This is a genomic window from Paenibacillus sp. BC26 (assembly GCF_900116125.1).
In the GTDB taxonomy this organism is placed as follows: domain Bacteria; phylum Bacillota; class Bacilli; order Paenibacillales; family Paenibacillaceae; genus Paenibacillus_Z; species Paenibacillus_Z lignilyticus.
Window position 1 is genome coordinate 1,977,875 of sequence record NZ_FPAD01000001.1, and the last position, 19,883, is coordinate 1,997,757.

Sequence of the window (19,883 nt, forward strand, 5' to 3'; positions counted from 1 at the left end):
AGTTGAAATATGCTTGCATGAATGTGAACTATGGGTTGGGGGCACGCTGTTGACTTGACACCAAATGATGGCCTATAATAAACATGTCACCAAAAGGTGTCCAATACCACAGTCAACAAAATTAGGAGAGGGTGTTGTGAGCGAGAACAACCCGTTGCGGGATACGTTTGACGCGATTGCGGATCCAACCAGACGCGAATTAATTCGTCTGCTTGCTGAGGCAGAGGAAGTGCCGCTGCACGAATTAACGTCACAATTTCAAATGGGCCGAACAGCGGTATCCAAGCATTTGACCATTCTTAAAGAAGCCGGACTCGTCGTTGACCGGAAGGTCGGCCGAGAAACGCGATTTCGATTAAACGCTGAGCCACTCCGAGAAATTCAACATTGGGTGTCTTTTTACAGCACATTTTGGAACACGAATCTGATTCGATTGCAGCATCTATTAGAGGAGGAAGAGGAATGAGTTTCACCTTGAATTTGGATTATCAATATACGGCAACGATTGAGAAGGTATGGAGTGCGCTAACCGATCCCACTAAGCTTGCCAAATGGGTAATGGAAAATGATTTCCAGCCTGTCGTCGGTCACCGTTTCCAATTCCGTCAGAAGCCGACTGAATATTGGGATGGTATCGTGGAAGGCGAAGTGCTTATCGTAGACGAACCAAGCACGCTGTCCTACACTTGGGGAACCGGTCAGGAGCAACATACGGTTACTTGGACCCTGCAAGAACTTGGGGACGGCAAGGTTAATCTTCATCTCGAACAAACCGGCATTTCCAATGAACAAGCCCTAAATGGCGCTAAGTATGGTTGGGGTGCAATGCTTGGCCATTTAGTCAAGTTGTTTGAATAACAAAGTTAGCTTCGTAACCCGAAACGAAATAAACCGGCTGCATGTCGAATGCAGCCGGTTTATGTCTGCTTCGGATGATGAACAAGAGCGAGAGGAGAATAAGCATGAACGTATCCAATCAAGAATATATCGTGATCTCCGGAGCAAGAGAAAATAATCTCAAGAACGTCTCCCTGCGCATTCCTAAACGAAAAATCACCATCTTCACGGGGGTATCCGGATCGGGTAAGTCCTCGATTGTCTTCGATACGATCGCCGCAGAATCGACGCGATTGCTAAACGAGAACTTCAGCATGTTCGTGCGCACTTTCTTGCCTAAGGTTCCGCAGCCTGAGGCGGACGGCATCGAGAACCTAAGCATGGCGGTTATTGTAGATCAGAAGAGACTCGGCGGCGGTTCCCACTCCACGATGGGTACGATAACCGACATTTCACCAATACTTCGTCTTCTCTTCTCCCGGGCAGGACAGCCTTATGTTGGGCCGGCGAACATGTTCTCGTTTAACGATCCGCAAGGGATGTGCCCCGAGTGCAACGGGATCGGACGCAGCATGATCGTGAATATGAGCAGAGCCGTGGACATGTCCAAGTCGCTAAATGAAGGGGCGATCATGCTTCCGGATTACAAGGTGGATGGCTGGGAAATAAACATGATTCAACAGTCGGGGTCATTTGATGTCGATAAGAAGCTGAGCGAGTATTCGGATGAGGAATTGGACTTGCTTCTATACGGGAAGGCGCGCAAAGTCGAGATGGAATTCGCCGGAAAAGCGATGAATATTACGGTGGAAGGCGTCATTGAGAAATTTACGAACAAGTACATTAAGCAAGATGTGAAGACCAAGTCCGAGCGTACGCAGAAAACCGTTGCACCGTTCATTATCGAAGGCACCTGCTCCGGATGCCACGGTGCGAGACTCAGTCAAGCCGCGCTTAAGTGCAGAATCAACGGATATAACATCGCTCAGTTGTCCTCTATGGAAGTCGGGCAGCTCATCCGTGTCGTTCGGGAAATCGCTGATCCGGTCGCCGCGCCGGTCATCAAATCGCTGATTGAACGGCTGCAGCATCTTGTCGATATCGGACTTGATTACTTGACGCTGGATCGCGAGACGGATACGTTGTCCGGAGGCGAGTCGCAGCGCGTCAAGATGGTCAAACATCTGAGCGGAAGCCTTGTCGATGTCACCTATATCTTCGATGAGCCGAGCGTGGGTCTGCATCCCCGCGACGTGCATCGGTTAAATGAATTGCTTCAGAAGCTGCGCGATAAAGGAAATACCGTCATTGTCGTCGAGCATGATCCCGATGTCATCAAGGTGGCGGATCACATTGTCGACGTTGGACCACACGCCGGCAGTCGCGGGGGGAACATCGTATTCGAGGGCAGCTACGAGGGTCTGCTGGAGTCAGGCACGCTGACAGGCAACCATATGAAGCGGCCGCTCCAATTGAAGCAGGAGTCAAGAAAACCATCCGGCAAATTGTCCGTCAAGAATGCGACGCTGCACAACCTGGAGAACGTGAGTGTCGATATTCCAACCGGCATTCTGACGGTTGTTACAGGCGTCGCCGGTTCAGGCAAGAGTACGCTGATTAACGACGTCTTCCTTAGTCAGCATTCCGATGCGATCGTCATCGATCAATCGGCGATTGGCGTCTCTTCGCGTTCGAATCCGGCGACATACACAGGAATCATGGATGATGTGCGTAAGGCATTCGCTTCGGCGAACAAAGTCAATCAGGGCTTATTCAGCTTCAATTCCAAAGGTGCTTGCGAAAACTGCCAAGGGCAGGGCGTTGTGTCCATCGATCTTTCTTTCCTGGACAGCGTGGATCTGCCATGCGAGGTCTGCGGTGGCAGACGGTTCAAGGAAGAGGTGCTCGAATACAAACTAAACGGCAAATCGATTGCGGACGTGCTGGAGATGACCGTTGAGCAAGCATTGGAGTTTTTCGAGCTCAAGGAGGTTGTCCGCAAGCTTCAGGCCATGAGCGATGTGGGGCTGACCTATATTACGCTCGGGCAGCCGATGAGCACGCTGTCAGGCGGGGAATGCCAGCGTATCAAGCTGGCAAGCGAGCTGCATAAGAAGGGCAGTATCTACGTGATGGATGAGCCGACGACAGGGCTGCATATGTCCGATATCGCTCATCTTCTGGCGATCATGAATCGACTCGTGGATGCCGGCAATACGGTTATCGTGATCGAGCACAACCTCGAAGTGATCAGCCAAGCCGATTGGATCATCGATATGGGACCGGACGGAGGCAGCAGGGGCGGACAGCTGGTGTTCGAGGGAACACCTACGCAGATTACGAATGCGAAGGCGTCCATTACGGGGAAATACTTGCTGTAATCGAGCGATTCACAAGGGGTATTGATCCCATTTACGCGAAAAAACAACTATACCCGTTCTTTCACTTGTCTGCATGCTTCCGAATATGCGTTAATATAGATGTCGGGCCCGACAAAATCTTCATGAAAGGAGCTGATTCAGTTGATCAAGCACACGGAGGTGGCTTTCGCTTAAAGCGAAGGTCACCATAAAGAGGGAGGCCTTCCGGCCTCCCTTTTCTTACAATAGGAAGACGGAATGAACCGTTTTCACTTATAATGAGTATTGAAGCACGATTCTAATGAACGATCGTGTTTTTTCCATATTAATGAGAGGGGGAAGGAAACGTGAACAAATCGCATTCAGATGGCGTTGCAATGGCCGAACCGATTAAGGAGGTTTACGTTGAATTACAAGAACGGAAGAGATGTGCTTCCCCCTAGACTATTGGAGGAGCTTCAGCGCTATATTCAAGGCGAGCTGATCTATGTCCCGAAGCAGCAGAGCGAGCGCGCCGCTTGGGGCGAGAAGAGCGGATCCCGGATCATCATCGGACAGCGTAACGAGGAGATCTACCGGCGCTACGCGGACGGCAGTACCGTACAAGAACTCGAGCGGCAGTATCATCTGTCCGGAGATAGCATTCGCAAAATCATTCTCAAACTGCGCAGCGCTTCAGCGTTCCCTTTAGATGAGGGAGATGCTGTTGAAGCAACAGCCGCATATGAAGCGGTTCAGGCAGTCAAACATTGAACGCATAAAACAAGCTGACGTCGGTTGATCCCGGCGTCAGCTTGTTTGCTTGCTTAGTAAACTTCCAGTTCGAACAAAGAGTAACCGTATTGCGTATTGCGAGCCGAGCCTTGGATCTTGACGTAACGTGCTTCGACAGGGGCTATGAAGATGTTATCGATACCGCCGTCTCCTTTAGCTGTCGCATATACCGTTGACCAGCTCTCACCGTCTTGCGACACTTCGATGGTGTAAGCCTTCGCGGATGCATTCTCCCAATTCAAGAGAACGCGGCTGATCGTATTCGTTGTGCCGAGGTCGACTCGGATCCACTGCGGATCGCTGAAAGCGGATTCCCAGCGTGTGCTTTTGTTACCGTCGACAGCACGCTGACCGCTTTGAAGCGCACCTTCAGAAGTAACCGTGTTCTTGTTAAGGGCTAGATTGATCCCCGCTGCAATGGGCTGTACAACGGAATCGGATTCATATCCCTGTGCTTGTACGGTCACGACATAAGGATCGGATTCTGTGAACAGTTCCGCACTGAGCGTGATTTTGCCAGCAGTTACGGTGTATTGATCCGCTTGAAGAGGAGCGCCGTTCAGTTCGATTGCGTTGATGGCGTTTCTCCATGCCGAGTCATCCGTAAAGCTGATGTCGATCGGTTTACCAAGTGTATTGTCTGTTGTATCTGCCGTCAGAGCAGGCCCTGCGAGAGGAGCCTTATCACCGGCATACACCTCGAATTCCCATAATGAGAAGCCGTAAGGCGAACCTCGCTTGATCCCGTTCATCTTCACGTATTTGGCTTGGACAGGAGCGAAGGAAATATCATCGATACCGCCATTGCCTTTATCCGTGGCATAAACAGTCGTCCATGACTCCCCATCTAAGGAGACTTCAATGGTGTATGCTTTTCCGAAGGCATTTTCCCAGTTCAGAACAACACGGTTAATCGTCGCAACTGATCCAAGATTGATGCTCATCCATTGATTGTCGGCAAATGCCGATTCCCAGCGGCGATCCAAGCGACCGTCAACGGCATCGCTGGCAGAGCGGGGATACTCCGGTGAAGACGCCGTTTCTTTGCCGAACGCGAGATTCAGCGGGTTGGGATTCGTGCCAGGGTCAGGCGTTGGGTTCGGATCCTGATGACCGGGCTGATCTTGGGCAGCTACAGTTTGTTGTACAGTCGCTTCCGTGTAATCTTTGGCTTGAACCGAAATGACGTACGACTTGGCCGTCTTAAATAAAGATGCGTTGAATGTGATGTTGCCGGCATTCACTTGGTAGTTGGAAACGTTGATCGTTGCGCCGTCAATCTTGACGGCTTCGATCGCGTTTCTCCATGCCGCATCATCATCAAAGGTTACTTCGATTGGCTGTCCGATCACGGTGTTCGTTGTATCGGCCGTCAGTTGCGGTGCGCTCGGCAAACCCGTTCCGTTACCATACACTTCAAGCTCCCACAAGGAGTAGCCGTAGTTCGTCGTCCGTTCTGTGCCGTTTACTTTGACGTAACGCGCAGCGATAGGGGAGAAGCCGATGTCATGGATTCCCGGTTTGCCCGTTGTTGTGCTATAGACCGTTTTCCATTCTTTGTTATCCGTGGAAACTTCCACAGTATAGCTCTTGCCAGCTGCATTCTCCCAATTCAGAAGGACGCGGCTGATGCTGTCTTCCGCTCCGAGATCGACAGTGATCGACTGCGGGTCGGTGAATTTGGATTCCCAACGCGTCGCTTTATTTCCGTCAACCGCATAGCTGCTCGATTGATTCGGAGCGGAAGAGGTGAACGTTGGTTTGCGCAGGGCAAGGTTGATGTTCGAGTTCGTAACGATCGGCTGCTGGATGGCGGTCGTGGCGAATCCATTCGATTCGACCGTGATGTTGTAGTTGCCGGCCGCAGGGAACAGGGAGCCGTCCAGCGTGAGTTTGCCAGGAGCAACTTCGTATTGCGATGCGGATACAGGCGTACCGTTCACTTTCACGTTCTGAATCGCCGTTCTCCATTCCGCGACATCCTCGAAACCGATCTCAATCGGCTGTCCGGCACGGTTCATCGTCGTATCTGCAAGGAGATCCGGCGCATCCAGGATGCCCGCAGGCGAGCCGAACACTTCCAGCTCCCATAAGGAGTAGCCGTAGTTCGTCGTGCGTTCCGTACCTTCTACTTTGACGTACCGCGCATTCACCGCCGGGAATGTAATGTCGTCGATGCCTTCATGACCGCGAGTTGTCGAATATACAGGTGTCCAATGCTGGCCATCTGTCGATACGAGTACCTTGTAGCTTTTTCCGGCGGCATTTTCCCAGTTTAGGCGAATATGGCTGATGCGATATTCCGATTTCAGGTTAACCGCAACAAACTGCGGATCGCTGAAAGCTGACTCCCAGCGCGTGTCCAGCTTACCGTCAACCGCGTAAGAGCCGGGGTTATTCGGTTTATCTGACGTGAAAGTCGGCTTGTTCAGAGCCAGGTTGACAGTCGAATTCGTGATAACGACTTGTTGAACGCCGGTGTCCGAATAATCGGCAGCTTTCACAACGATCGAGTAGCTGCCTTCAACCGGGAACAAGCTGCTGTTCAAGGTGATTTTGCCTGCTTGAACGATGTATTGCGATGGGTCCAGCGCTGCGCCATTCACTTCAACCGAATGAATAGACTCGCGCCAGTTCAGATGATCGGCAAAAGTCAGCTCGATCGGCTGTTTAATCGTATTGTCGGTTTTGTCGGTTGAAAGCATTGGAGCAATGTTCGCATCCAAATCGGTTACTTTCGTCGGATCGACTTTCACAAGCGATTTAGGGCCGATTATCGCAGAGCCTGTTACGCCTGCGGCGTTATGGAACGTTACCGTAATCGCTTCGTTAGTAGGATTCCATACCTCAGCCGAGTAAGTGGACCCTTTCTTATAAACGGATGCTCCGGACCAGCCGCTTGCCCAGATGTCCTCGGTGCGTGTTCCAAGCGTCGCCATATTGTGCACGAACCAATAGGTATTGAAAATTTCGTTCTTCTGCGTGTTCTCTACCGTAAATTTATCGAGCACCGCTTGCGGATTGCTCAACGCTTCGATTGGCCATACGATATGCTGCCAAGCATCCTCAGGACCTTCATTGTCCTTGACCATACCGTTGTACAGATCGGCTGCTTTGGCTGGATCGAAGCCATAGCTGGTTAAATATTCGCCGGTTGGCAGCCAGTGGATGCCGTAAATATTGACGGGATCGCCGCTGAAGAAGGTACCGAAGTTATAAGCACTTCCATATACCTGACCGACTGATTTATGAGCGAACTCCGGCAGCCAGTTGTCGTTGTCATAGTTGAACCAGTATTGCTCGACAGCTTTCAGCTCCGTTGTGAAGCCGTAGATGGCAATATCGCGAGTAGCTTTGTCGCCGGACAATAAGCTCCACATGTATTCGCCTACCCAGCCGAACAGAGACTCGCCTGCAGCTTCCTGATTGTTCCCGTTGTTGTTGTCGCCATAACCGCCGGCCCATGAATGGCCTTCGTAGGGATCAAAATTGCGGAGGAAGGGATAGAGCGGATCTTCCTTGGAAGGATTCCCGTAGTCCCGAATAAGGTGCTCGACCATGCCGCCGTAATTGTCCTTGAAATCTTGATCGTACGTCGCAAGCACGGCAGAAGCGAAGACGAAGTAACCATACGTGAAATGGTGATCCGTTAAGCCGGTGTTGGCGCCGAATTCACTGTTTTTGTAATACATCGTGCCCCAAGTCGGGTCGTAGTACATGAAGTAATCCGGTTCGCCTTTGGTATAGGTGTACCAGTCCGTTAAGATCGTTCTCATTCGAGAGAGGAACGCTTCTTTGTACGCTTGGTCTCCGATTTGATCCGCAATAAGCACGCCCATTGCCAGCGGATGCAGCACTTTACCTTGCCAGTAGGCATCGCCGGACATGATGTTCTTGGACGTTGATTCGTCCAAGTAACTTAATTGATCAAGCAGCGCTTCGCGAGAGTACGAAGCATCGCCCGGTTCCGTAAATTGTGGAACGATCCCGTTAAACTGATCCTTTGTCGTGAACGAGTTGCCTTCATGAAGCTTAAGCGTTCCGCGAATAGATGGATAAGTAAGAGGAGTCAGGGACGATGAGGTTTGCTTCCATTGGTGCGGGAGCAGAGCCATCAAAGTCGTTGGTTCCATATCCGAGCGCTTCCGATCGATTTCCACCGTGAAGGTAGTAGCCACTTCCGAGGTAGTCTCGTCGAAGCTAGGCGTAACGACCGTATTCGTAACGAATGCGTAACCATGCTTATAGAAGTAATTCAAGTCGCTCGCTGCAGGCATCGACGCGACGGACAAGTAGTTTTGCCCGCTGCCCAGGCGAATTTTCACTTTGTTGCCGACTTTCATGAAGACGGAGCCTTCCGGTGCGAATACGCCGTAATTGCGGGTTACTTTATTCGCTTGCGGGGAACCGTCTACGTTCGTCACGGCGAAACCGATATGATCGGCTGTCAATTTGGCACCTTCGGCAGCGAGAACCGGATTTCCGTTGTCATCGTAGAAGCGGGTGGACGCCGGGAAATACAACTCGGATGTTGTCGGGTCACTGAATTCCGAATATAAATACGGCGAGCCTTTAACGAAGGTCGTTTTCATTTTCGCGGTATCGTTATCGCTCAGTGCTACGGTTGCAGACCAGTCACCGTAACCGGTAATCTTGTTCTTCACATTGGTGGTGCTGATGTTTCCGGCATGCAGGTAGAAATCCGGACCGCCATCTGCCGCTTGGGAGTTGCCCGTATCATTCACCCAACCGGCGCCCGGATTCAGAATTCCGAGACCGAGCGTGGAGTACTTGGATTTCAGCGGAAGCGTGATCAGACTGTCGCTGAAGTTCTTGATCAAGACCGATTGCCACCAGTCATTCGATGGAATCGGTGCATGCAGCTCATCCGACTTGTTCATCGGTGGACGCGGCTGCGGCATGTTGATATCGCTGGTTAAGTAGCTGCCTTTGCCGACACCAACCGTTGAAGAGGTAGGGAGCGTTGGAATCGTATATTCCGGCTTCGGATCCCCGTTCACGTAATCGTAAACGCTGAAATTGAATAACGAGTAGCCATAGCTAGTCGTGCGGCTAATGCCTTTCATTCGTACATAACGTCCGCTTGCATAGACCGGCGTATCGATCCAGCCATCTTGTCCGTTCATCTCGCGGTAGATGGTTGTCCAATTGGCAGCATCGTCAGACACTTGCAGATCGTAGATGCGTCCGGCTGCATTTTCCCAGTTGAGTCGAATGCGGCCGATGTCATGTACGGAGCCGAGGTCCACATAAATCCATTCATTGCTTGTATGAGCGGAGGACCATCTGGTCGTCACATCGCCATCGTTTGCATTCTCCGGCGGCATAGCCGGTTTATCCTTGTCTGCTTTCTCATAGGAGGAAGCTGCGACCGGTTTATTCTTGGCCACATCTTCACCGAGTACAATGGGGATGGGATTCCTTCCACCTGTGCCGTAAACCTCGAATTCGTAAAGCGATACCCCATATCCGCCGCTTCGCTCGAGGGACAGCATCCGGACATAACGTCCTTGACCGGAAAGGCTGATGGTATCCACGCCGCCGTCGCCTTTAGCGTCCGTGTAGATGTCTTTCCAATCCGTTTCGTCGTCGGAGACTTGGATCTTGTACGACTTGGAGTAGGCATTCTCCCAACGAATAACAGCCTTGTCGATCGTTGCATGGGCGCCAAGGTCTACGTAGATCCATTGCGGATCCGCGCTGAACGCACTTCCCCATCGGGAGTCCGTGCTGCCATCAACGGCTTTCTCAGGCGTTAGGCCGCCTTCAGTTGAAGAAGCGTACGCCGCTCCTCCATACGTGAGAAGATGCGAAGCCTCAGCTCCCTTAGCGTCGGCTGCTGCAACGATGGATCCGTTCCAGGAACCGAGAAGCAAGGAGAGGGTGAGCACTGACTTGGATGTCAGAGGCATCTTCCTACGAACCTTTCTTGCAAAAGAACTCATTCCACCAATTCCTCCTGTTGTGCCTCAAGGGCATTTTGAATGACATTTCTCGACATGAGAGAAACATCCAAATCCCGGAAAAAGAATGGGATTTTTTTTCAGCGCAATTATATCCCTTGTCGAAATTGGTTAACAATGAGCGTCACAGCCTACTCCAAGACTATCGATAGGGCTATATGCTTAGGAATGCAGGTCAAGATGTCGGTAGTTAGACCTAAGGAAATTGTAAATGATTAGAAGTCCATTATTAGCCATGTTAACTTCCGAGCCGAAGAGGCTTAGCATTTATACGATATCGTCATTTTGTTTCGCGCTTGAAATGAAGTAGGTCTACAGGCCTTAATGCCGTATTGCCTATGCAATAGGTCATTGTAAACAATTTTAAGAAATCTTAATATTGATTCCTGCCAGAAATTAGTCAAAACCTCCTGTATTGGTGAATTCAAGAGACATTTGTAATAGGGTCAATTTCATAGAAGCGGACAATTTAATCGGTGTATTTCATAACTAATTCTCATAAAATCGATGCACCTCCATAAACTATTATTTAGGTAATGGAAGCGTTATCAATCATGCGAATGAGAGGTGAATTAACGAGGATGAAAAAGGGTGAACGAGTAAGCGTGATTTGGTTTGTTATTGTCGCAATGGTGGTTACGTTAACGGTAACCGTCGTTCCGCCGGAAAGGAGTTATGCCGCTACGCAGGCTACGTATTACGTGAATCCGTCCGGCGGCAGCGACAGCAACAACGGTTTGACGACAGGAACAGCGTTCGCGACGATCACGAAAGCAAGGGATGTCATTCGGACGATTAACGGCAGCATGACCGGGGATATTTATGTTTATCTGATGAACGGCACTTATCCTTTGAGTGCGACATTAACGTTCGGCACATCCGATTCCGGGACGAACGGTTATAAAATCATCTATAAGAACTATACGGGCGCAGCGCCGGTCATCAGCGGCGGCGTTGATTTGACAACCGGCTGGACGCTTCATGATGCGGGACAGAACATTTATAAGAAAACCGGGGTCAATTGGAATTTCCGACAGCTGTATGTAAATGATACACGAGGCGTCAAGGCGCGCAAGCCGAATTTGACGGACGAAGTTACAGGCGGACCCTACTTAAGCGCTACGAATAGTTCATATCCGTATACCGTAAACACGGCAGATATCGGTTCGTGGGCAAACGGCGGTACGGCCGAAATGGTCGTTGTAGGCCATTGGAGCCAGCACCGCGGAAGAATCGCGAGTTATTCGGGGAATACGGTCACGTTCAAATCTCCGGAGAGTGGATTCGCCTATAATCATCATAATCAAGGCTCATCACCTTATTTCTTCGAGAATGCTTATGCGCTGCTGGACGCGGCCGGAGAGTGGTTCTTGGATACGGCCGACTCGACGCTCTACTATAAGCCTCGCAGCGGCGAAACTATGAATACGACGACGGTCATCGCACCGAAGGTAGAGACGCTTGTTCAATTCCAAGGCAGCAGCACTTCAAATAAAGTCCACGATATTCAGTTTGTCGGCCTTACATTCAAATACAGCAATTGGCTGGCTCCCAGTTCTTACGGATACGTGGATACGCAAGCAGGCTTTCGATACCAAACGACCGGCGGCGGGTCCAATTCGGAAATCCGAAATACGGCGCGATATACGTCGGCTCTGGGAATGGTTCAGCTTAAATATGCGAGTACGATAACGCTGGAATCCAACACGTTCCAATTCGCCGGCGGATGGGGCATCATGGGGAACGAGGGAACCGATCATACGCTAATAAAGAGCAATTCGTTCTATAAGAATGCCGGGGGAGGCGTTGCGCTGGGCGTCGCCGGCGATGAGTGGGATGAACAGTCTTCAATGGACGGTCAGAGTACCTACGACTCTATCTTGGATAATACCGTGGATACCGTTGGGCTTGATTATGCCGATATGGTCGGCATCGGCGCGATGATTCCGAACAACATGACAATCGGCCGGAACGAAGTTAAGAATCTGCCTTATACGGGGATTACGATCGGGTGGAACTGGCAGGACTATGAGCATGGCATGACCGATAATGTGGTTTTCGGCAATAACATCCACCATGTAATCAAGCTGCTGGATGACGGCGGCGGGATTTACTCGCTAGGTAAAATGGTCGGGTTCACCAGATTCGATGCCAACTACATCCACGATCTATCCGGCTCCGCCTATAACGGTGGATATCCGATTTCGGCAATCTATTTCGACAACGGAAGTGCATACAAAACAGCCGAGAAAAACGTCATTAACAACGCGCCTCAAACGATATTTGCCAGCAACCCTCCTAATCACGATAACGTAATTCAGAATAACTACAGCAATTCACCGTGGGGGAATTGGAGCGGCAGCAACGTATTCCAGAACAATACAACGGTTAGCAATCAAAGCTGGCCGCAAGGCGCCATCGACATTATGAACGCGGTCGGACCGGGAGGATCAGCCCAGAAACCTACGCCGCCTGCTGCGCCGTCGCCAGGTCCTGTCGTATTCAGCGATAACTTCAACGACAATGCAATCGGATCTTCATGGGCGACAGTTGGCGGAGCATGGAGCGAGACATCGCAGACGCTGAAGCAAACCTCTACGGCTAACGGCGATCCGCGCAAAGCGATTGTAAGCAATGCCGGTCTCGGTACGTCTACCGATTACACGATTACGGCCAAGGTTCGCGTGGATAGCTGGACGGACGGCGATTATGCACGTGCCGGTGTGGGGTTATTCACCGGGACTTCTGACGGCAAAGGCTATAATCTCGTCTTCCATCAGAACCACAGCACGATTCAATGGCTGAACGACGAAATCGCATGGGGCACAAGCTATCCTTTCAATTGGAGCAACAATACGTGGTATTGGTTCAAAATGAGCGCCTCAAATGGGACTTTGTACGGAAAAGTGTGGCAGGATGGCACGAGTGAGCCGGCGTCCTGGATGTATTCGCAGTCTTGGAGCGGCAGGACAGGATATCCTTCGCTAAACGGAGGCAGTACGAATACCGGAGGTTCAACGGCTTCCTTCGACGATGTTTCGGTGGAAGGTCCAGCGAGCACGAACAAAGCGTTGAACAAAACGGTTAACGCCTACTATATCGACGGCAGCACCGCGGCGCTTCAACCGGGCGACTCCGTCGTATATGCGACGGACGGAAATACCTCCACGAAGACACAAGCAACGAATCAATGGCGATGGATGCTGCGCGTTGATCTGGGCACGTCCACCGGCATCAACCGCATTAAGATCATCATGCCAACCACTGCATATGCGACTGCATTCGATATTCAGACTTCTACGGACGGCACCTCGTATACAACCGTTAAATCCATTACGGGATTCGGCGGAGGAACGAGTGACAACACGATAACGGCCACAACCGCAAGGTATGTTCGCGTTGTCGCGATCACACCGGATGGACCGAGTCAGACAGGTGGGCAAATGGCAATAGCTGAGGTAGAGGTTTATTAGTGATTTGAGTTTCATGGCCGTCGCCGCGAACGTCTCCGGTGAGACTTTCGCGGTTTTCTTTTGCATGTAATTGCTTCGGCAATGCCATTGACATCATAGGTTGTCTACCATATAGTTGTCTAAACAACTATTGTCGGAAAAGGGGACTGCAACGATGACAACAGAAACGCGCAAGCTGCCCATCGGATTCATGATGGGCGTCACTTACCGGAAGCTGGCGGCATTGTTTCAGCAAAGACTAAGCGCTTATGGCATTACACCGGAGCAATGGTCTGCACTGAACCAAATTAATTGTGCGCAAGGTCTCATCCAGCGTGAACTTGCCGAACGGCTGGGGAAGGACAAACCTTCGACGACGCGGATTCTGGATCATTTGGAGAAGAAGGGACTTATCTTTAAGAAGGCCGGGGATCGTGATCGTCGGTCGTTTCTTGTCTACAGTACAGAGCTCGGACAAGAAGTTATTCGGGTAACGACACCTATTGAAGACAGTATTACGGCAGAAGTTAAAGCATGCATCTCGGATGAAGAGCATGACTTGATGATTGAGCTGCTGCAGCGCATTCAGCTGCATGTCGAAGGAAAGCTTGGACACATGGATTGATAGATAGGAAATCCCAGCGTTATGAAATGGATTGGAGATGAATCAAAACGTGCAGCATGAGCAAGTACAACAACCACAACTACAACCGAAAACGCCATTATGGACACGTCCATTTATCGCATTGACACTTTGTTTCTTTTTGTTATTTCTTAGTTTGCAAATGCTCCTATCGTCTTTCCCGGCTTATGTGAAAGCGGAATTTCATGCCGGCAACGTACAGACCAGCCTGGTGACATCCGTCTTCGCGCTGGCTGCGATCGTATCGCGTTTCGCCACAGCCGCACTCATGCAGCGCATTTCGCGGATGAAGCTGCTGCTGGCCGGCCTTCTTATCGCAGCGGCAACAACTGCGATCTATTCGCTTGCCGGGTCTTTCGCAGCATTATTGGCGCTGCGCATCGGCTACGGAATCGGTTTCGGGATGGCCAGTACCATCCTGCCGACGCTTGTTTCCCGAATCATCCCGCTTCGCCGAATGGGAGAGGGCATAGGATATTTCGGCTTGTCAACGAGTCTGGCCATGTCGATAGGTCCTTCAATTGGACTCAATGTCATGAAACAAGCCGGATTCACGCCATTGACGATGATCGGATTTGTTACTTCGTTAGTGATCTTCCCGGTCTTGTGGTTGTCGCGCTCGAAACGGGAACAACAAGCTTCAACGGAGCATTCGGTGCCGGCTCAGAAGGAAGCTTTGCCGAAAGTGGCGGTTAAGCCTAAATTCAATCGAAAACTGTTGTTTCCCGCAATGTTAAACGTCTTTCTTGCGATCACCTACAGTGGTCTGCTTAGTTTTCTCGCTTTGTTCGGCGATGATGTGCATATCGAACAAGTAGGCTTGTTCTTCCTCTTCAATGCCATTACGATCATTATCGTTCGACCCTTCTCGGGCCGAATTTTCGACCGTTTCGGCCATACTTCAGTGCTCATTCCCGCTGGCTTGTTCGTTACGGCGAGCATGGCAGTGCTGGCGAATACCCATTCCATGCCGATGCTGATCGTATCCGCGCTGCTCTATGGCGTCGGATTCGGTGCCATTCAGCCTACGATTCAAGCTTGGATGCTTCGCTCCTCGAAGCCGGAGCAATATGGCATGGCGAACAGCATGTTCTACAATTCAACCGATTTCGGCGTCGCGTTCGGTTCCATTCTGCTTGGCGCGATCTCGTCGGTAAGCAATTATTCGGTGATGTACGGATACTCGGCAGGCGTCATGGCCGTGTTTGTCGGTCTTGGTGCGCTGCAGCATTTCATGACGGTAAGACGAGGAAGTAAGAGCAATAGCGTCGCGGTCGGCTCGTGACCGTTCGATTGATCGGCTGTACAGGTCTTATTAGGTGTCAAAGTATCGCTTTCCGCATCATTTTTCCACAATAAGACCTCCGCCATTCGTTAGCGCAAACAAACGCCGCCGACATGGCCGTCCCGGACTCGGAAATCCGTTCCCTGATCTCAGCCCTGCTTTATATAGCTGTCTCAGCCGCTTTTTGCTATGATGGAGCAGAGGTCGACCAAATTCTTGTTGGAGGAACGGACATGTCCCAAAACGATACAACGAACAAAATCGCAACGTATGTAGGCGATCGTGAGATTGTCATTACCCGACTATTGAACGTTTCGCGCGAGATTGTGTTTGAGGCTTGGACGAAAGAGGAGCTGCTGGCACAGTGGTGGGGACCTCAAGGGTTTTCGATCACGACGAAGACGTTTGATCTGCGACCCGGCGGTACATGGGAGTTTATCATGCACGGGCCGGACGGGGTAGATTATCCTAACACCAACAATTTTGCGGAAATCGTTCATCCCGAGCGCATTATCATCAAGCATGCAGTATTTCCGCATTTTCAGGCGACAGCAACCTTTGAGGATGTGGATGGGCAGACGAAACTCACGTATAGCTCCGTTTTTGAAGAAAGCACCGATACGTTCAACAAGGTGAAAGAGTATGCTGTACCCGGCGGCGAACAGACGATGGATCGTCTGGAAGAGCTTCTCGCAAACCTAGCTTAATACTTATCCATAGCGAACAAAAAACCAGCGGATCCTTCAGCCGCTGGTTTTATTAATGTTCCGGTTGTATGGTCGCTATCCTTCTCTGCGAGAAGAGGCTGCGAATCAAATACAGGATAAATAACAGCGGTATGTACGCATAGATGAAATAAAACCCAAGCTCAACCACATTCCTGCCCAACCATTCAATCTTAACGCGGTCGTTGAACGGAAGAGAGGCGGAGAAGATTGCGATTAGGATCACGTATAAAGACCAGGTGGGTTTAAGGTTCGTCACTCTCTTGATAATGCGAGTACAGCTCCAAACCGCGAGGCACAGTACCGGGATAATCAACATCAGCCAGATGCAGATGAACACAAATTCAACCCGTGCAATAAGCGAAAATTCAATGACTTTAACCATGACCAAAGTTGGCCAATACGTATGCTTTAATAAACCTTGACTGAAATACATGAGGGTTACAAATATGAGAATGACATATTTGATGATGCAGATCAACAAACCGAAATGAGCCCATTTCTCACTTTTCTCGGGTTGTTTAATAAACGGGAAATAGAGGAGTATCGTTTCAAACCCCATAAACATGATCCCGGTATATTTGAAGGACGTCACCATCTCTTTCATGGAATGATTAAACATAGGCATTACATTATATAAATGTCCGTATTGGATATTGAAATACAACAATAACGGCAGCAGCGAGGAGAAAAAGAATCCAAAGAAGCAATAGCCTGCTATTACTCGAAACCCGCCGGAAACGGCATAATAGATCGCGCAGACGAGTATGAGGGCAAGCACCCAGGCTTTAAGATCGGGAAACATCCAAATCTGGATGATTTCGATATAGCCGCGAAAGACAGTTAGCGCGATCAGGAAGTAGTATCCGACGAGCACTAAGGATATGGCATTCCCTGCGATTTTGCCAAAAAGGATGCGGTGCAGATCGATAATATCCTTGGCCGGATTGCCAAGCATCTTAAATATCATCCTAATGATGATATGTAGGCTTAGCCCCATGATCAGCACTGAAATCCAAGCATCATTGCCTGTTGTTTTATAAATGATATGTTGAAAACCTAATACACCGGCCCCGAGCAAGGAAGCATGGAAGAGGAAAAAGATAAAAAAACCGGAAAGCATGTTGTTTTCCTTCACCAAGTTCTGCACTAATGTCCAACTCCCAACGACAATATGGTTACTTCCGTTTTTACATCAAAATCGAGGTTAGGGTAGTGCTTAGTCATAAAATCGCGCTCATTCCATTTCCGCTCCCGAGAGCGAGCAAGGTTGCCAATTCCAATGGGATCAACAAGATTCTTTTGAAATAGTTCCAGCATGGCTCTCATTTCCGCAGATAAGTTCGCTTCGATCTGTTTTTTTAGAGCCAGCATATCGTTGGTGTTCTCAAAAACCTTCATGGCTGGCGGATAATCGCCAAGATCAATATTAAGTTTAAGAGAAATGTTCGCCTTATCGTTCGTTACCGTTAATTTGCGCTTGGAGCTAATGATTTTGAATGTTATTTGCTTGTTTTGATCATTCTTGAAGTTGTAGGTACCGGACTGGATGCCGATCCTATCGGTTGTCAGGAGTTTAATAAATAACCCGTTATGGTTAGGCAGCTTGAGTTTTAATTGATCCCCCAGAAAAACGCCTAGACCATCCATTTGTAAGACTCCTTTGGGCCCTTTGACCACAATCGGCAGAAAAACATCCTGACCTTCTCCGAAATATTGATCCAGGAAGATATGACCATTGGTGAAAGGCATATTCCCGGTATCCATATTCTGTTTGAGCAGGTTAGACAAATAGACCGGCGGGTATTTGATGGATTCAGCTAAGATCTCATCCGCTTGATTCGTTGTTAACACAAGAGTCGTGCGATTACTGATCAGGGGATCTCTCACAAGCGTATTGGCCAGCTCTGAAATGCCTCTCCCGGCAATTCGTTCACTTAGTACGATCGTGCGCAATTGCCCGATTGCTACGGGGTGATCCGATTGCGAAGTGAACGATGTGAGTACCTCATTAAACGAATGAACCTCTCCTTCAAGCAAAAACAATTTCACTTTCTTCTCGTACGCACAATAAGTGCCGCTTATTCGGTATGCCTCTCCTTGCAAGTCGTAACCGATACTCTCGATTAGCTTAATCCGATCGATAATCTGCTCTTGCGCGCATCCGGTAAGTACGAAGCACAAGACAAGGAAAAGGACATATTTTCTCATAGACGCAAGTTCCCTTACTTAGATAGTTATTCGCTATTGTAGTCATTGTGTTTAGGCTTGGGATTACTGACCTGATATCTTTGGCGCTGCAGAGGACGCAAATAGCTTGGCCGATATTTCGTTAAGCTTAATGAAGATCGAATGATACTATCCGCGTATTCTCGATATCGGAATGGGAATGCAGGAGTTAAATAGGGAATACCCAATGATTTAAGCCTCAGCAGATGCCCCAGAAGAAGGACCAATCCAAATGCTATACCTAAGCCTCCCCAAGCTGCCGCCAAGAACATTAACGGAAACCGCAGGAAGCGGATTGTGTTCGCCATTTTGAAGATTGGAGTCGCAAACGATGGGAGAGCAGAGAGAGAAACGATAATGATCAGGATGTTGCTGGTCAATGCGGCTTGCACGGCTGCAGTACCAAGGACGATACCGCCAACGATGCCCAGCGTTTGTCCGACTTTGGTAGGCAATCGAACTCCAGCCTCACGTAACATATCAACCGTAAACTCTAAGAGCAGCACTTCAATGATCGGCGCAAACGGGACATTCGTTCTGGATTCGATAATCGGACCCAGCAGGGATTGCGGAATGACGGAATAATGGAAGGTTAACAAGGCAACATAGAGGGGAGAGGCAAGGATTGAGAACGCAACTCCCAAATACCTTAAGCACCGAAAGAATGATGCCAGCAGCCACGGCAGATAGTAATCTTCCGGCGAAGCGAAGAAATCAAACACGGTAACCGGTCCGGATATGACATACGGAGACCCGCTGGTCAAGATAGCCACTTGACCGTTTAGGAGATTGAATTTGGCCCTGTCGACGCGTTCCGAAGACATAAATAATGGGAATGGCGAGTTGGGGTTATCCGATATGATTTGGTCCAGGATAGAACTATCGAATAACACGTCAACATCAAGACCGCTTATTCGTTGTCTTACTGTATCTAAATGCTGAGGATTGCAAATTCCTTCTACATATACAATCATAACTCTGGATTGGGATATCGTCCCCAGTATTTTCTCCTCGAAACGTAAATGCTCGGTAAGAAGCTCTTTACGAAGTAGATTCAGGTTCGTATCGATATCTTCGACAAAGCCGACCTTCGGGCCGATGACGCTGTATTCGTTATCCGCCTCGTTATTGCCCCGATACCCTCGTTTTTGATCCAGGATTTGGATGAGTAGGCCTTGATTGAGGTCAGATTCCAGTTGGACGAAAATGTAGCCTTTAATCAAATGTTGGGTAATCTCGTCCACGTTGGAAGAGATCTTGATATTCACGATAGGAATGATGGTTTGAAGTGTTTGAAGATCGTGAAAAGAAGCTTCCGAGACTTGAATCCTGTGCAAAATTTCATGGTGAATGAGTTCTTGGTCGACAATGGCCTGCAAATAAGTGAAATGAATTTGTTGATCGTGGATCTCATGCACAGACTGCATAAAATCATCGGATGTGATGGTGTTTTTCAGAAATTGATGCACACTCTCCGGGATACAGCATCGCACCTTTCCGCTCAATTCTCCCCTTATTATGAGCCCGGGTATGGAATGCTATTCCCATTGAATGACAACGCGCGTATAAGAAAGAAGCCCAATGCTAAGGCAGC

12 protein-coding genes are annotated in these 19,883 nt (G+C 49.5%); 8 read left to right on the forward strand and 4 right to left on the reverse strand.

Features of this window, described 5'->3' with window-relative positions; all coding sequences use genetic code 11:
* Positions 1-136 precede the first annotated feature (136 nt).
* The 4 genes from BM412_RS08475 (at position 137) to BM412_RS08490 (ending at position 3,950) form a co-directional block, all read left to right on the forward strand.
* Positions 137-466, forward strand: a complete 330-nt coding sequence (locus tag BM412_RS08475; RefSeq protein ID WP_091216286.1) for an ArsR/SmtB family transcription factor — start codon at positions 137-139, stop codon at positions 464-466.
* Entirely contained in the window at positions 463-858 is a 396-nt protein-coding gene (locus BM412_RS08480; protein WP_091216290.1) for an SRPBCC family protein, read from the forward strand. The genes BM412_RS08475 and BM412_RS08480 overlap by 4 nt, the downstream gene beginning before the upstream one ends.
* A 104-nt stretch (positions 859-962) precedes the next feature.
* Positions 963-3,218 carry an ATP-binding cassette domain-containing protein gene (locus BM412_RS08485; RefSeq protein ID WP_091216293.1) on the forward strand — a complete coding sequence of 752 codons (2,256 nt, stop codon included), beginning with the start codon at positions 963-965 and terminating at the stop codon, positions 3,216-3,218.
* A gap of 384 nt (positions 3,219-3,602) precedes the next feature.
* Entirely contained in the window at positions 3,603-3,950 is a 348-nt protein-coding gene (locus tag BM412_RS08490) for a CD3324 family protein (protein WP_091216295.1), read from the forward strand.
* A gap of 53 nt (positions 3,951-4,003) precedes the next feature.
* Here the strand turns inward: BM412_RS08490 and BM412_RS32470 are convergent, their stop codons facing one another.
* Positions 4,004-9,937, reverse strand: a complete 5,934-nt coding sequence (locus BM412_RS32470) for a galactose-binding domain-containing protein (RefSeq protein ID WP_091216298.1) — start codon at positions 9,935-9,937, stop codon at positions 4,004-4,006.
* A 599-nt stretch (positions 9,938-10,536) separates the two neighbouring features.
* On the opposite strand from BM412_RS32470, the gene BM412_RS08500 reads away from it, so the two are divergent.
* From BM412_RS08500 to BM412_RS08515, 4 genes are all read left to right on the forward strand, one after another.
* Positions 10,537-13,428, forward strand: a complete 2,892-nt coding sequence (locus tag BM412_RS08500; protein ID WP_177245718.1) for a discoidin domain-containing protein — start codon at positions 10,537-10,539, stop codon at positions 13,426-13,428.
* Positions 13,429-13,582: 154 nt separating this feature from the next.
* The gene (locus BM412_RS08505; RefSeq protein WP_091216303.1) at positions 13,583-14,032 is read left to right on the forward strand and encodes a MarR family winged helix-turn-helix transcriptional regulator; all 450 of its coding nucleotides are present in this window, start codon (positions 13,583-13,585) and stop codon (positions 14,030-14,032) included.
* A gap of 160 nt (positions 14,033-14,192) precedes the next feature.
* On the forward strand, positions 14,193-15,335 hold the full coding sequence (locus BM412_RS08510; RefSeq protein ID WP_371264738.1) for an MFS transporter: 1,143 nt from the start codon (positions 14,193-14,195) through the stop codon (positions 15,333-15,335).
* A 233-nt stretch (positions 15,336-15,568) separates the two neighbouring features.
* Positions 15,569-16,042 (forward strand): SRPBCC family protein, encoded by a 474-nt coding sequence (locus BM412_RS08515; protein WP_091216308.1) that lies wholly within the window; start codon positions 15,569-15,571, stop codon positions 16,040-16,042.
* A 52-nt stretch (positions 16,043-16,094) separates the two neighbouring features.
* Here BM412_RS08515 and BM412_RS08520 read toward each other — a convergent pair whose 3' ends face one another.
* Genes BM412_RS08520 through BM412_RS08530 form a run of 3 tightly spaced genes read right to left on the reverse strand, consistent with a single transcriptional unit; the run spans position 16,095 to position 19,758 of the window.
* Positions 16,095-17,210, reverse strand: coding sequence for a GerAB/ArcD/ProY family transporter (locus BM412_RS08520; RefSeq protein ID WP_091216310.1), 1,116 nt, complete (start codon positions 17,208-17,210; stop codon positions 16,095-16,097).
* Positions 17,210-18,271, reverse strand: coding sequence for a Ger(x)C family spore germination protein (locus tag BM412_RS08525; RefSeq protein ID WP_091216312.1), 1,062 nt, complete (start codon positions 18,269-18,271; stop codon positions 17,210-17,212). Before BM412_RS08525 ends, BM412_RS08520 begins: the two co-directional genes overlap by 1 nt.
* Positions 18,272-18,297: 26 nt before the next feature.
* Positions 18,298-19,758: a spore germination protein gene (locus BM412_RS08530; protein ID WP_091216315.1), complete on the reverse strand. Its 1,461-nt coding sequence runs from the start codon at positions 19,756-19,758 to the stop codon at positions 18,298-18,300.
* Between the last annotated feature and the right edge of the window lie 125 nt (positions 19,759-19,883).

Excerpts from the sequence above, each read along its gene's own strand:
- BM412_RS08500 (WP_177245718.1), top strand. The coding sequence starts at position 10,537 with ATGAAAAAGGGTGAACGAGTAAGCGTGATTTGGTTTGTTATTGTCGCA.
- BM412_RS08515 (WP_091216308.1), top strand. The coding sequence starts at position 15,569 with ATGTCCCAAAACGATACAACGAACAAAATCGCAACGTATGTAGGCGAT.
- BM412_RS08485 (WP_091216293.1), top strand. The coding sequence starts at position 963 with ATGAACGTATCCAATCAAGAATATATCGTGATCTCCGGAGCAAGAGAA.
- BM412_RS08525 (WP_091216312.1), bottom strand. The coding sequence starts at position 18,271 with ATGAGAAAATATGTCCTTTTCCTTGTCTTGTGCTTCGTACTTACCGGA.
- BM412_RS08510 (WP_371264738.1), top strand. The coding sequence starts at position 14,193 with ATGCTCCTATCGTCTTTCCCGGCTTATGTGAAAGCGGAATTTCATGCC.
- BM412_RS08505 (WP_091216303.1), top strand. The coding sequence starts at position 13,583 with ATGACAACAGAAACGCGCAAGCTGCCCATCGGATTCATGATGGGCGTC.
- BM412_RS08480 (WP_091216290.1), top strand. The coding sequence starts at position 463 with ATGAGTTTCACCTTGAATTTGGATTATCAATATACGGCAACGATTGAG.
- BM412_RS32470 (WP_091216298.1), bottom strand. The coding sequence starts at position 9,937 with ATGAGTTCTTTTGCAAGAAAGGTTCGTAGGAAGATGCCTCTGACATCC.